11 protein-coding genes are annotated in these 14689 nt (G+C 43.3%); 4 read left to right on the top strand and 7 right to left on the bottom strand.

From position 1 onward, the window contains the following. Positions 1-123: 123 nt before the first annotated feature. The gene (locus tag V6E90_RS09620; protein WP_332605218.1) at positions 124-1734 is read right to left on the bottom strand and encodes a hypothetical protein; all 1611 of its coding nucleotides are present in this window, start codon (positions 1732-1734) and stop codon (positions 124-126) included. 228 nt (positions 1735-1962) lie between these two features. Between V6E90_RS09620 and V6E90_RS09615 the strand changes: the two genes are divergently transcribed. Further along, on the top strand, positions 1963-2301 hold the full coding sequence (locus V6E90_RS09615; RefSeq protein WP_005317624.1) for a hypothetical protein: 339 nt from the start codon (positions 1963-1965) through the stop codon (positions 2299-2301). Between the two features lie 31 nt (positions 2302-2332). Here the strand turns inward: V6E90_RS09615 and V6E90_RS09610 are convergent, their stop codons facing one another. The 5 genes from V6E90_RS09610 to V6E90_RS09590 form a co-directional block, all read right to left on the bottom strand. Beyond that, positions 2333-3277, bottom strand: a complete 945-nt coding sequence (locus tag V6E90_RS09610) for a cation diffusion facilitator family transporter (protein WP_016542707.1) — start codon at positions 3275-3277, stop codon at positions 2333-2335. Between the two features lie 126 nt (positions 3278-3403). Further along, positions 3404-6571: an efflux RND transporter permease subunit gene (locus V6E90_RS09605; RefSeq protein WP_332605217.1), complete on the bottom strand. Its 3168-nt coding sequence runs from the start codon at positions 6569-6571 to the stop codon at positions 3404-3406. After that, positions 6561-7793, bottom strand: coding sequence for an efflux RND transporter periplasmic adaptor subunit (locus tag V6E90_RS09600; protein WP_332605216.1), 1233 nt, complete (start codon positions 7791-7793; stop codon positions 6561-6563). The genes V6E90_RS09605 and V6E90_RS09600 overlap by 11 nt, the downstream gene beginning before the upstream one ends. After that, on the bottom strand, positions 7793-9214 hold the full coding sequence (locus V6E90_RS09595; RefSeq protein WP_023271192.1) for a TolC family protein: 1422 nt from the start codon (positions 9212-9214) through the stop codon (positions 7793-7795). Before V6E90_RS09595 ends, V6E90_RS09600 begins: the two co-directional genes overlap by 1 nt. A gap of 54 nt (positions 9215-9268) precedes the next feature. Beyond that, the gene (locus V6E90_RS09590; RefSeq protein ID WP_212749890.1) at positions 9269-9664 is read right to left on the bottom strand and encodes a cation efflux protein, CzcI-like; all 396 of its coding nucleotides are present in this window, start codon (positions 9662-9664) and stop codon (positions 9269-9271) included. Between the two features lie 153 nt (positions 9665-9817). On the opposite strand from V6E90_RS09590, the gene V6E90_RS09585 reads away from it, so the two are divergent. Both V6E90_RS09585 and V6E90_RS09580 read left to right on the top strand, forming a co-directional pair. Then, a complete protein-coding gene (locus V6E90_RS09585; protein ID WP_332605215.1) occupies positions 9818-10504 on the top strand; it encodes a hypothetical protein in 687 nt (228 codons plus the stop codon). A gap of 299 nt (positions 10505-10803) precedes the next feature. Then, positions 10804-11181, top strand: a complete 378-nt coding sequence (locus V6E90_RS09580) for a tetratricopeptide repeat protein (RefSeq protein ID WP_016542701.1) — start codon at positions 10804-10806, stop codon at positions 11179-11181. A gap of 44 nt (positions 11182-11225) precedes the next feature. Here the strand turns inward: V6E90_RS09580 and ettA are convergent, their stop codons facing one another. Beyond that, complete coding sequence (ettA, locus tag V6E90_RS09575; protein WP_332605214.1) at positions 11226-12887, bottom strand: energy-dependent translational throttle protein EttA; 1662 nt, start codon at positions 12885-12887, stop codon at positions 11226-11228. A 301-nt stretch (positions 12888-13188) separates the two neighbouring features. On the opposite strand from ettA, the gene V6E90_RS09570 reads away from it, so the two are divergent. Beyond that, complete coding sequence (locus V6E90_RS09570) at positions 13189-14466, top strand: O-acetylhomoserine aminocarboxypropyltransferase/cysteine synthase family protein (RefSeq protein ID WP_016542699.1); 1278 nt, start codon at positions 13189-13191, stop codon at positions 14464-14466. Positions 14467-14689: the final 223 nt, after the last annotated feature.

The following is a 14689-nucleotide window of genomic DNA, read 5'->3' as shown; positions in this document are numbered from 1 at the left end:
CTTTCTGAACTTATTAGATGTTTTTCTGTAGATTAGCATGCTCTGCACTGCGATTTGCGTCTTTTTGTTGCATCGCTTCAAATTATTTACTACTTCAGAGCAACATCACTTTTACATACAATTCTATGGCTCATCAGCTTCACTAGGTATTGATCGATCTTCAGCACTCAGCGTCTGCATCTGACTCAAACGCAGCGCTTTATAGTGTGCCAATGCTGATTCAAGCTGCTGTACTTTCTCTTGTCCAATACCAAAATTAGGGAGTTCACGTAATGCCACCCATGCGGCTTGCATCTGCTCAAACTCACTGCCTTTCACCAGTTTTAGCGCCATCCAATCAGCGAGATCCTGCACGCGTTTTTGCATTTCAAACTGCAAGGCAAATAATCCACTGCTTAAGGCCGATACATCCAATAATCTTAATCCATTCCGCACTTGCTCAAACTGCTGGCTTTGTTGTTGCAAATATGCAGCTAAAACCTCTTGATTGAACCAGACGGCAAAAGCAATCATATTCTGAACAACCACATCACGTTGCTCATAGAGTGCATTCCGTTCAGGATGCTGTTTATTCAAACGGATATCACCTAAATATGCCATCAAGCCTTGTTGCAAGATGATCTGAATATAGCTCAGATCAAAATCATAGTTTGACTTCGATTCAATTGGAGTCAGTTGAGTAAGTAACACTTCATACTGAACAGGTTGCTGTAATAAGCACAAAATCTCTGCATTCTGTTGGATGGCTTGCCATAAACAAGTCAGCGGTAGATCAACTTGCTCTGTACTGCTCGTACCCTGTTCCAGAAAACGCTGCCATGCGGCTTGCATCGTGTTCTGTTGAACTAAACTTGTGAGTACACGCTGTGCTGTTAAAAGCTGTGGTGCAGTTGCAATCACGTCCCGACTATAAGGAATATGCGATGGCTTAGCGCCAAAAATGCCATTTAAGGATTTCCCCAGCGAATTTAGACCACGTCCCATATCTGCCAATAAATTGGTATTTGAAGCTCGTGTCCGCAGTATCGACTCGGGTAACAACAAACTGACCGCATGCTGTAATCGTTGGGCCTGGTTGTTCTGGTCAATCGGTTTCAGATGATGGAGCAACAGATGCAACGCATATTCAACATCACTCAGCTGCGACAGATATTCAGGCTGATTGCGACTTAACAGACAATCAATATAAGCATAAAAAGCAGTTTCATTGCGTTGCGGTGATTGTTGTGCCGCCCATTCATAGTATTCAATTGCTTGGCTATATTGTGCAGCCCCTGCGTAGGCTTTGGCCAGTGCAATCGCATGTTGCGCACTTGGATAATGTTGTTGGAAATAATGCAAAAGATCAATTTTCGGTTGTTGATCGAGACAGCGATCCAACTGACGTAGATAACCATTGATATGCTGCTGATTTGGCTGTTTCACAATGAAATTCAATCGATAGACCAAACACTGCTCATACCATGCATACTTGCGCGCATGCGACTCGTAGACGCTCAGCAGCTCATCTTCAATTAACTGAATTAATTGGCTGGCATAAAGAATGTCTTCATCATTCTCATGTCTGAATTGCCATTGCTTGGGTAAGGTCACCTTAAATAAACGCAGCAGAAAATGCGCACTGAGATCAGGACTTTGCATCGTCACCAACATTAACTTATCTTGGCTGGATAAATGCTCTTTGCCCTTCTGAATGCGGGATAATCGCAATTTTAGAATCTTGGTGTTTAACATGCGTTTCCTTTCGCATTATTCAACCCACTCATGTTGCAACTTAACAGACTGTCCTGACTTTTGCGAATGGCTTTAGACGAGCTGTCGCAAGGTTTTTAGGCAAATCTAAACGTCGGCTTGGGGACAGGATAAACAATAAAATAAGTAAATTTATGTATTTGAAAGGCTCAAGATTTTTGCTTTTGCATAATTTTCGCTAAAATGGACAAAACAGAATAGGAATCCTCTATGCAATACCGCTGCCCTAAATGTCAAAGCGTGAAAATTATGCCTGCCAGTCAGGGTGCTAACAGCCCTCGTCCGAATGTACCTAAAAGTTTAGTGCTTCTGGTTCCTGCCATTTTTATTTTATTAATTTTGGTCTTGATTAGTGTTGCAATGTGGATTTTTGGTAATGGTGCGGGTCAAGGTCTGCAAATCGCAACCGTTGTGGTGTTTGCGATCTGTGTGATTGCAGGGGTTCTGTTCTGGCGTGATCTACCTGATTTTAAAATTTCAATGCAAGCCTTTATGCAGGCACAAAAACATTGGAAATGCCGTGACTGCAACAATGAATGGCAGAATTAATTATTATTCCAAAACAAATCTTCACATCAGCTTAATGCTGATGTGAAGGATCTTGTTCAGCTTTCTCATCATGTTGATGGGTATGCTGGCAATTCATTTCTTCATCATCTTCAATTTGCAAGGTCACCTCAGCAATACCATGCTCATGCGATAACATTTCAATCGCAGCACGGTGCAATTGATTACGATCAACCTTCGGTGCAAACAGATGCACAGTCAAATGAATATTCTTCGAGGTAATCGCCCAAACCTTCAACTGATGGATACTCTCAACGCCATCCAATCCGAGTAAATCATTGCGCAGCTTTTCAATGTCGACCTCTTCTGGAACACCTTCCAGCAAGATATTGATACTTTGCTTGAGCAGAATCCATGTTCTCGGCAATACCCAGAAACCAATCGCAACCGCAAGAATAGTATCAACCCAATACCAATTGGTGAAATAGATCACCACAGCGCCCACGATGACGGCCACTGAACCGAGTGCATCACTCAACACTTCTAAGTATGCACCTTTCATATTCAGGCTTTCAGCAGCACTGGACATTAACAGCTTCATGGAAATGAGATTAATAATCAGACCCAAGCTCGCCACAATCAGCATGCCAACACTCTGAATTTCAGGTGGCTGAGTGAAACGTTGGTAGGCTTCGTACAGAATGTACATTGCTACAAAAAACAGCATCGAGGCATTAAATAAGGCGGCAAGAATTTCAAAACGCTGATAACCAAAAGTCCGTTTGTTATCTGCTGGACGTTTGGCAATTTTAATCGCCACTAAAGCAATCGCCAATGCAGCAGCATCGGTAAACATATGTGCTGCATCAGACAGTAACGCTAAACTCTGGGTGATTAAACCCGCAACCACTTCGACCACTAAGAAAGTTGAAGTCAGTATCAGCGCAATGGTGAGTTTTTTGATATTACCTTCAGTGACCGCTGCATGACTATGGTCATGCCCTTGATGTCCACCCATGTTGGACTCCTTATCATCATTAAATAAGACCTGTTGCAGTCTTAAAGTCAGCCAAAGCGAAAATCGCTTTGGCTGGTTCAGATTCTTCTTAATAAAGTGCTTCATTAAGAAGATAGCATAAACAGATTAAATTGCACTTTCCTGACGTTTACTTTGTTTCGCTTCATTCATCCAACGATACACCACTGGCAAAATCAGCAAGGTCAGTAAGGTGGATGAAATAATCCCGCCAATCACTACAGTGGCCAGTGGACGCTGAACTTCTGCCCCTGTACCAGTGGCAATCGCCATTGGGATAAAGCCAAGCGATGCGACAAAAGCGGTCATCAAGACAGGGCGCAAACGTAATACCGCACCATGCCATGTGGCGTAATGGACATCATATTGCTCTCGCAATTCTTTAATGAAGCTCAGCATCACCAGACCATTCAGCACTGCAACACCAGAGAGCGCAATAAAACCGACACCTGCTGACATCGACAAGGGGATATCGCGTAACCACAGCGCCACCAAACCGCCTGATAGGGCAAATGGCACGCCACTAAACACCAGCAAGCTTTCTTTAAAGTTATTAAACACCGCCATCAACAGAATGAAGATCATCAGCAATGCCAATGGCACCACAATCTGCATTCTGGCTTTTGCTGAGGCCAGATTTTCAAACTGACCGCCATAACCGAGCCAATAACCACTTGGTAATTTTTGCTGAGATAATTTCTGCTGCATCTCCCCCACAAATGAACCTAAATCACGGTCGCGTACGTTGGTGGTGACCACAACACGGCGCTTGCCATTTTCACGACTGACTTGCGCCAAGCCTAAAATATTCTCCACTTTTGCCACATCTTGCAGTTTAATCAAACCACCATTTGGCAGTTGAATTGGCAGCATGGCCAATTGCTGCGGCGTACGCATCACATCATCCAAACGCACCACAAAATCAAAACGACGGTCACCTTGCAAAATCTGTCCAACACTTTGTCCACCAATACTGGCAGCGACCAAGTCCTGAATGGATTTCACTGATAAACCGTATTGCGCCGCCAAAGCATGATCGATATCCACATTGAGTAAAGGTAAGCCATCGGTCTGCTCGACCTTGACTTCACTTGCACCCGTGATGGTTCTCAGAGTTTGAGCAACTTTTTCAGCCTCTTGGTTCAGAACCTGCATATCGTCACCAAAGATCTTGACCCCAATATCACTACGGACACCTGAAATCAGTTCGTTAAAACGCAATTCAATCGGTTGTGAAAACTCACTATTGTTGCCTGGGATTTTCTCTACATAGGCCAACATTCGAGTCCGAAGTTCATCGATGGTTTCCGACTTATCTGGCCATTGATCACGCGGTTTTAATAACACCACGGCATCTGAAATATTGGGTGGCATCACATCTGTTGCCACTTCGGCTGTACCCGTACGTGCAAAGATTGCTTTGATTTCAGGGAACTCTGCTAACAATTGTTTTTCAACACTTTCCTGAATTTTCAGTGACTCTTCAATTCCGGTACTTGGAGCACGCATTAACTGTAAAGCAAAGTCGCCTTCACTCAGTTGTGGCGCAAACTCACTACCGACACGCGAACCAATCGCAGCCGTTAAGACCAGAATGGTAATCGCACCGGCCACGACCACATAACGGAATGCATAAGCTTTATCCAGTAGGCTTTCATAACTGCTTTTTAACGTCGCCATCCAGCGACTTTCTTTCTCTTTGACCTCACCAGTAACAAATAGCGCCACTGCTGCTGGAACGAAAGTCACCGATAAAATAATCGCACCAATCAAGGCCAAGACCACCGTCATCGCCATTGGATGGAACATTTTCGCTTCCACACCCGCTAAGGCAAAGATAGGCAAATACACCACCATAATGATGATTTGACCAAAAATAAGTGGACGTCGTGCTTGCTTGGCCGCCAAGAAGACTTCGGTAAAACGTTCTGAACGGGTCAGGAGTCGACCTTTATGGTGCTGTGCCTCTGCCAGCCGTCGGATACAGTTTTCGACAATCACGACCGCACCATCGACGATAATCCCGAAGTCCAATGCCCCTAAACTCATCAGGTTGGCACTGATTTTCTGCTCCGCCATACCAGTTAAAGTGAACAACATGGATAAGGGAATAATACAGGCGGTAATCAATGCCGCACGGAAGTTCCCTAAGAATACAAACAGGATCACAATCACCAAGATTGCGCCTTCAATCAGGTTCTTCGCCACCGTTTTAATGGCTTTGTCGACCAAATTACTACGGTTATATACCGTTTCGACCACCACCCCTTCAGGCAATGAACGTTTGATTTCCTGCATTTTGCTGTCGAGTGCTTGAGCGATGGATTTACTGTTCTCACCCATCATCATCATGGCAATACCCAGTACGGTTTCTTCACCGTTATAGGTGGCACCGCCTGTTCTCAGATCATGTCCAATCGAAACCGTTGCAACGTCGGCAACACGGATTGGCAAACCATTCTTGGTGCTGACCGTGACATTCTCAATATCTTGTACAGTTTTCAACATCCCCGGAATACGCACCGTAAGTTGCTGACCATTTTCTTCAATAAAACCCGCACCGCGGTTTTCATTATTTTCAGTGAGTACGGTTTGTAAATCGGTTAACGGAATTTGCAGTTGTTGCAAACGTTTCAGATCAGGAGAAACCACGTAGGTCTTGTTATAACCGCCAATGGTGTTGATTTCTGCAACACCTGGCACACGTTGTAATTGAGGACGAACAATCCAGTCCTGAATTTCACGTAGGTCCATGGCCTGATAAGGCGTCCCATCTGCTTTTTTGGCATTCGGTTCAGCCTTGATCACCCATTGATAAATCTCGCCTAGACCAGTTGAAATCGGTGACATTTGTGGATCAATATCATCAGGCAAGGCGCTCTTGGCTTCCTGTAAGCGCTGGTTAATCAGCTGGCGCGCCCAATAGATATCAGTCCCATCTTTAAAAATCACCGTGACTTGCGATAAGCCATAACGGGAGATCGAGCGGGTTTGCTCCAAATTTGGAATACCCGACATGGCATTTTCAATCGGATAGGTAATCCGTTGTTCAACTTCAGGTGCGGTGAATCCACCCGCTTGGCTGTTAATTTGTACCTGTACGTTGGTAATGTCAGGTACTGCATCAATCGACAATTTTTGGTAGCTATAAATCCCGACCCCGATCCATGCCACTACAAACAGCATGACCCAAATCGCATTGCGGATTGAAAACTGAATAATCCGATCAAACAGACCTTCCGCGGGAGGAAGCTGCAGCTTATCGTTAGTGTCCATGCTCAGCCTCTCCCTTCTCGATCTCTGATTTCAAAAGGAAACTACCTTGACTGACATATTGTTGCTTTTCAGTCAGACCCGATTGGATTTCAACCCACAACCCATCACTTGAGTAATTACCCAGTTGTACTGGCGTTGGCGTGAAATGCATTTGGTCTTTTTCTTGCTTAGCAACAAAAACTGTGGCTTTGCCCTCGATCTGCTGAATCGCCGCTTTGGCAACACGGAGTACAGGCTTGTTGTCCGTGCCATCTAATAGTACATTCACCATCAAATTCGGTCGTAATTCTTTGGCTGGGGTTAACACTTTGGCACGTACCTGTAAACGACCCGTTTGTGTATCTGCTGCTGTGGTTAAAGTCTGGATTTGTGCTTTAAAGCTATTATTGGTTTGCAACGACTTAAACTCGATCTGTTGATCGGGTTGGACATTGATGTTATTCACACTTGGTAAAATAAATTCAATCCAAAGTTGATCTAGCTGATCAATCACAAATAACTGCTTATCTGCCGTAATTTGCTCACCCACCACAATATCTTTCAGACTCACCACACCGCTTAAAGGCGCGGTCAAGACATAGCGGCCCTGACTACCATTGGATGCACCCAAGGCAGATAAACGGCTACGCGCAGCTTGTACCTGAATCTGCGCCTGACGATAGGCATTGTAAGCACGTTGATAATCCTGACGTGCAGAAACCCCTTGCTCCCAAAGTTGCTTTTCACGTTGATAATCTTGCTGAGCGAGGGTTAACGCTTCCTGAGCAATACTTAAATTGGCTTGCTGATCCACCAAATCAGGAATAAATAGCGTGGCTAACACTTGTCCCTTCTTGACTTGTTGACCGAGTACCGCATTGACACTTTCCACACGTCCAGCAAAGGTCGCTGAAACATGCGCTTGCTGATCGGTATTGGTGACCAACTTGGCAGGATAGGCGAATTGCTGTCCGACTTCGCCCACACCGACCTGAGCCAGTTTAACCCCGTATTCAGTCATCTGTTTTGGACTAAGATTTAAACTGCCTTCCTCACTTTCCTCAGCATGCCCTGCTTCACCCTCAGCATGCCCTGCCTCACCTTCGCCATGGCTATCAGCCGTAGCAGCATCACTACTGGTTTTGTTCTTGCCTGTGAAAAATAATAATGCGCTGAGGACTAAGCCAACAGCAACAACCAGAATGACCCAAAACCACTGCTTTTTAGATTTATTTGTCGACATTATTCTGCTCCTACTACAGCGGGAAGGCTATTGGTATCTTTCCAAAGGGTTTGATTAATCTGATTTAATGCGTCACTCGAGCTCACCATGCTCGGCTCAATGCCCAGTGCTAAACTCTCTGCATCAATTTGTTTTTGCCATGCACTTTTAAGTAACTGCACTTTATTTAAACGTTGATCTTGCAATTGCATAGTGGCTTGCTGCACATCGGTAATGGCATATTTACCGACTTTAAAACCAAGCAGCATTTTCTCTTGTACCGTTTCAGACAGTGGAATTTGTCGTTGATTGACTAAATCGAACTGTTGTTTTAACCCTGCCAACTCTGCCGTTAAGGTCTGAATCGCATTTAGGTTTTGTTGCTTATAAAACTGTTGCTGCTTGACCAATAAATCTTGTTTGGCATTGGCAATTCGCAATGAATACTGTTGACGATTAAAAATATTCAAAGGGATATCGATGCCCACCCTGAACTTGTTATCGGTCGAATTGGTTTCGGCGCTTTTACTTTGCACCATGCCTAAATTCACGGTTGGATTCGGTCGATTAGATACTTTTAAATAATCGATATTGGCTTTTTGACGCACGATATCGAGTTGAATAGCACGCTCAAATAAGTTGTTCTGCAAATAATCTTGCAAATCTTTTTGTTGAGGCCAGACATTGCTTGCTTGGGTAGAGAAGCGATTATCGGTACTGCCCCACAGATTTGCCAACTGACGCTTTGCTGTGGCTAAAGCCAACTCGGTCTGCTGGAATAAACGCTGATTTTCAATATGTGCCATCAAAGTACGATCTAAATCGACTTGCGCAATACTGCCCGCTTTGAGTCTTAAACGTGTCGCGTCTAAAGTGGCTTGACTGGTTTTTAACTGCGCCTGAACCACATCATGTTCCAGCTCTAACACGACTACCTGCGACCACAGATATTTCACTGCCAACTCAAGTTGCGCATTGTATAGCTCTTGGTTGAGACCGACTTGAGAGGCTTGTACATTGGCAAGCTTCACCGCAGCACGGCGTTCCCCAAAAATATCAAGCTTCTGCGAAACACCAAACTCCAATTCCTTGTCTTTACCTGACCTGAAATCAGTTTGCTGAATCGAGATACTTGGATTCGCCCATAAACCCGCCTGTTTGACATTGGCCTCAGCAATTCCTTGCTGTGTTTGCCACACCCCCGTGCCAGCCTGATATCGTTTCACATCCTGCAAGATTTGCTCAAAATTCACATTGCGTTGTGCAGCCTGAGTTACAGGCTGCTGATTGGCATCCAGTAAAGATTCTGCGGCAATGGATGGACTCAAAATAGCAGTGCTCAAGGCAAGAGCCAAGACTGACCACGGCAATGACAATTGAGTAGGATTTTTTCGCGTACGCTGCTCAACTGCATGGATACGCTGATTTAAACTAGAAGACATATAAAGCCCCGCAAAGTAATAAGATTGCGGTGGGCTATTTTTCGGCTACCCCACCTATAGCGGGGTCAATACAGGGGGCGGATTGAGTCCTGTGAGATGTGGTGACTGGTAGGAATTAGACCAGTAATATTTTTGTTCTATGTCTTGGCTATGCAACATCGGTTCATTCACACGTTGCTGAACTTCAGCCACCACCACATGAAAACAAGATGGCAGATGATCATGATGATCTTGCAAGCTTAAGGGCATCGGCAAATCTGCTGCCACTTTATCAAATGCTGCACGATGTTCCGCTATTGGTTTCTTTTCAGAAGCATGATGCCCAAAATGATTCAAACTACTGTACTCACTGACCGTTTCATGCGCACAAAAAGCTGCCGCCACATTCCAGAAACTTTGGAACATGAACAAACTCAGCAAGACGGTCACGAAAACAGTTGAGCGTTGCAACAGCACACCCTTACAGTAAATTGCACAAAGGCACTATAGCAGGCTATGCCAATGTAATAAAATTACAAAACAATTTTCAGTGAGTTTCTCACTGATTTAAAACGTTTTTTGATTTTGATTCATGACAATAATGTTCTCTCTTACGGGTATCTTATGTATAAAACCTTCTCCCTTCTGGTCTTAGCCATTGCTTTAAGTGGATGCGCAACCACGCTACTTTCCACAGCCCTGCCCAATGAAAGTACTCAGGTTCAAACCACCATACTAAAAACCGATCAAATTCTGGCGCTGGGACAAGCCATTCATAATGAGAAAAACCAAGGGTTGGTCTTTATAGGCCAAGATTTTAACTATTTAATGACTGATGGTAGCACCGAACTCCTCAAGCTTTTACATGCCATTCCAACGGAACAACGCAGTCTAACCAGCCCTTCACCCTTGGTGTTGACCATGGATGACCCAAATCATTTTCACGGCGTATTACAAATTCGCTACCACACCCGTATGGTGGATCTCAATCCAAAGCAAAAAGAATTATTAAAATCTCTAGGTTTTAGACAAAATTTTGATTTGATTCAAAATCAAGAAACTGCGCCATATCCTTATATGAATGTGTTTTTTAAAGGACAACTCTATCAAGCGCTTGATCAACAAAAAATCCAACAGAAATTGGCACACCCCTATCCAATTACCCTACAACAAGAAACCACCCTCACCACCAAACATCCAGTCAAACGAGCAACCCGCATGGTACTCTACCCTTTGGCGATGGTCTTCGATGTGGTCACTGTTACACCACTCCTGATGTGGTCTGATTTACGGGGTGACTTTAATAAATAAATTCATCTTTAAAGCAGACGAGCACTCTGGAATAGTTAACTTTGCAAATCATCATTTAATCTTTATTCATTCTTATTACATAGCGCCTTGGTTATTTAAATCGCCCCGAAAAGGCCAAACGATATGAATAGAATAGAGGTTAAATACCTAAATTCATTTAAAATCTGATATACAAATAAAATCTTTACATAAATTACATTTAAATCTGATTTTATCTATAAATAAATCAACACAAGCTAATAAAAAAGATTTATATTCAAATCACAATAAAGAAAAAGCTTAAATGAAAGGAGACGGCTATGAACATCAATATCGTAAAACAACAATTGCGCTCATGTTTCCTGAGTTTTAGGAATAATGACCTTCTTTCTGAATCAAAACAAGAAATTAGTAAAGCTCAGTTTTTTGAAAATTTGGCTATTAATGAACATATTAAAGAGGATCATTACACCATTTCCTCAAATGACCGCAATGCTGTTTGGTATTTTCTACGTGCAGCCCTACGTGGTAATGCAGATGCAGCCTTTAAACTAGGCGAGAGCTATTTACATGGCGAGTTTGGTTTAGATAAAAATTATGGTAAAGCACAATATTGGCTAGAACGCGCAGCCCATTTAGGACATCCTGAAGCCAAAGGCTATTTATATAGCGCCTTTAGTGAATTAGCGTTTTCATAAGCATAAAAAAACCAGCTCGAAAGCTGGTTTTTTTATATCAGGACTTAACCTGTAATTTTTTTGTACTTGGTACGTTTTTGAGCCGCATCATCACCTAGACGTGATTGGCGGTAAGCTTCGTATTCTGCATAGTTACCTGTGTAGAACTCTGGCTGTTCATTCTCAAAAGACAAAATGTGCGTTGCAATACGATCCAGGAACCAACGGTCATGCGATACCACCATGACCGTACCTGGGAAGACAAGAATTGCATCTTCAAGTGCACGCAAAGTCTCGATATCCAAGTCGTTCGATGGCTCATCCAGCAAGATCACGTTTGCACCCAACTGTAAGATCTTGGCAAGCTGTAAGCGGTTACGCTCACCACCAGACAATTCACCTACACGTTTTTGCTGATCTTGGCCTTTAAAGTTAAAGCGACCAATATAAGCACGTGATGCAATTTCGTAATCACCAATTTTTAAGATATCCAAACCACCAGAAACTTCTTCCCAAACGGTTTTATTGTTATCTAAGGTGTCACGGATCTGACCGACGTAAGCCACTTTAACTGATTCACCCAACGTCACCGTACCTGTATCTGGTTGTTGTTCGCCAGTCATCATACGGAATAACGTGGTTTTACCTGCACCGTTTGGCCCTACGATACCAACAATCGCTGTAGGCGGTACAGTAAACGTTAAGTTTTCGTAAAGTAAGCGACCATCAAATGATTTGCTGATGCCTTCAACTTCTACAACTTTATTTCCTAGGCGTGGACCAGGTGGAATGTAGATTTCAGAGGTTTCATTACGCTGTTGGAACTCACGAGAGTTAAGCTCTTCAAAACGCTCCATACGCGCTTTGTTTTTCTTTTGCTGACCTTTGGCATTTGAACGAACCCATTCAAGTTCTTTCTTCAATGCTTTGGCAAAAGATTCTTCTTGTTTGTTCTCTTGCTCTAGGCGGGCATTCTTTTGTTCCAACCAAGAAGAATAGTTACCTTGATAAGGAATCCCCATGCCACGGTCAAGTTCAAGAATCCACTCAGCCACGTTATCCAAGAAATAACGGTCATGCGTAATCGCAACGATCGTACCCGGGAAATCTTTCAAGAAACGCTCTAACCAAGACACTGATTCAGCATCTAAATGGTTCGTTGGTTCATCAAGAAGTAACATGTCTGGCTTAGACAGCAATAAACGGCACAATGCAACACGGCGACGTTCACCACCTGAAAGCAATGATACATCCGCATCCCAAGCTGGGAGATTCAATGCATCAGCAGCAATTTCAAGCTGGTTATTCAGGTTATGTGCATCCCATGCATGGATGATTGATTCTAATTTTTCTTGCTCTTTCGCAAGTGCATCAAAATCTGCATCTGGTTCAGCATATTCAGCAAAAACTTGATCAAGACGCGCTAAAGCATCCAGTGCTTCGCGTACACCATCTTCAACGTTACCACGAACGTCTTTGCTTGGATCAAGTGGCGGCTCTTGTTCTAAATAGCCGATTTTGATTCCTGGTTGTGCACGAGCTTCACCTGAGAAATCTTTATCTACGCCAGCCATAATACGGAGTAAGGTTGACTTACCTGCACCGTTCAAACCAAGCACACCAATTTTTGCGCCTGGGAAAAATGATAAAGAGATGTCTTTTAAGATTTCGCGCTTCGGCGGAACCATTTTCGACACTCGGTTCATCGTATAAATATATTGGGCCACGCAGGACTCCTCAATTGAAAAACCAATACATCGCAAATAAGCGAATAAAATAATCGGGCGTATTATACGCTGAAAACCCAATTGACTTGAAGTTATGTTGGGATTTGTTTGCCTCGAACAAAGGATTTTCTTTTTCAAGACATTACAAGCTTGAATGATTTCACTTTTCCTAAAACCGCGACCAGAGCGAAAGCATGGTCTATATCACCCAAAATGCTATACAGCGCAAAAAATATGCACCATTTTGAATAAAATATGCGCTAGACTCGATCAGTATTTAACTCACGTAGATGATGTAATCATGACCTATAAAGATGAAACTTTAGCCATTCATGCGGGATATTCACCAGAAGCAACCACCAAAGCCGTGGCGGTACCCATTTACCAAACCACGTCTTATGCCTTTGATAATACCCAACATGGTGCAGACTTATTTGACCTCAAAGTGCAAGGTAATATCTATACACGGATCATGAACCCGACCACAGCCGTACTTGAACAACGTATTGCGGCACTTGAAGGTGGAATTGGTGCATTGGCTTTAGCCTCTGGTATGGCTGCAATCACTTACGCGATTCAAACCATTGCTGAAGCGGGCGACAATATTGCCTCAGTTTCGACCTTATATGGCGGAACGTATAATCTGTTTGCTCACACTTTACCAAAGCAAGGCATTGAAGTGCGTTTCTTTGATTATCAAAATCCAGAAGCACTGCGTCAGATTATTGATGACAAAACCAAATTGGTGTTTGTTGAATCCATTGGTAATCCGCTTGGCAATATTATCGATTTAGAAGTGATCGCCAAAATTGCGCATGAATATGGTGTGCCTGTGATCGTGGATAATACCGTAGCAACCCCTGCACTGCTGAAACCTTTTGAATTTGGTGCCGACATTGTGATTCACTCACTCACCAAGTATATCGGCGGGCATGGCAATAGCATCGGTGGCGTGATTGTCGACAGCGGCAAGTTTCCTTGGGGCAAATATCCTGAACGCTTCAAAGCTTTAAATACACCTGACCCAAGCTATCATGGCGTGAATTATGTCGAAGTATTGGGTGAAGCCGCTTTTATTGCGCGTGCGCGCGTGGTGCCTTTACGTAATACTGGTGCAGCAATTAGTCCATTAAGCGTATTCTTGATCCTACAAGGACTGGAAACCTTGAATCTGCGAATGGAGCGTCATACCGAAAATGCCATCAAAATTGCTGAATATTTAAAACAACATGCAAAAGTAAAATGGGTCAATTACGCAGGTCTATCTGATCATCCACAGCATCATTTGGCACAAAAATATGTGAAAGGTAAACCTTCTGCCATCCTTTCTTTTGGTGTTCAGGACGGTTTAGCCGGCGGAACACGGTTTATTGATGCATTACAGCTATTTACCCGTTTAGTAAATATTGGGGATGCCAAAAGTTTGGCTTGTCACCCTGCCACCACCACACACCGCCAACTCAATGCCGAAGAGCTGAAATCAGCAGGCGTCAGTGAAGACTTAGTGCGCTTGTCGATTGGTATTGAGCATGTAGATGACTTAATTGCGGACCTTGAACAGGCCCTTGCACACGTTTAATTTAAATGAAATCAATAAGCCCCTCTTTAGGGGCTTATTTTTTGTGCAAAAGCTAAAAAATATAATTGCTTTTTCAACTATTACAAGATCTTGTTTTAGAGCTTTTACTCTAAAAAAGACATTATTTTTCAAATATTTACACTGGACAAACAAAAAATATCGGTTAATATTACAGCAAAATAAAGTGCAGTGTTTAATCGTAATAAGAAGGCATTGCAAACAA

Origin of the sequence: Acinetobacter sp. ESBL14, assembly GCF_036668815.1 — a bacterium.
Taxonomy (GTDB): Bacteria; Pseudomonadota; Gammaproteobacteria; order Pseudomonadales; family Moraxellaceae; genus Acinetobacter; species Acinetobacter gyllenbergii.
Note: the sequence above shows the minus strand (reverse complement) of the source record. Positions and strands in the feature narration are given on the sequence as shown.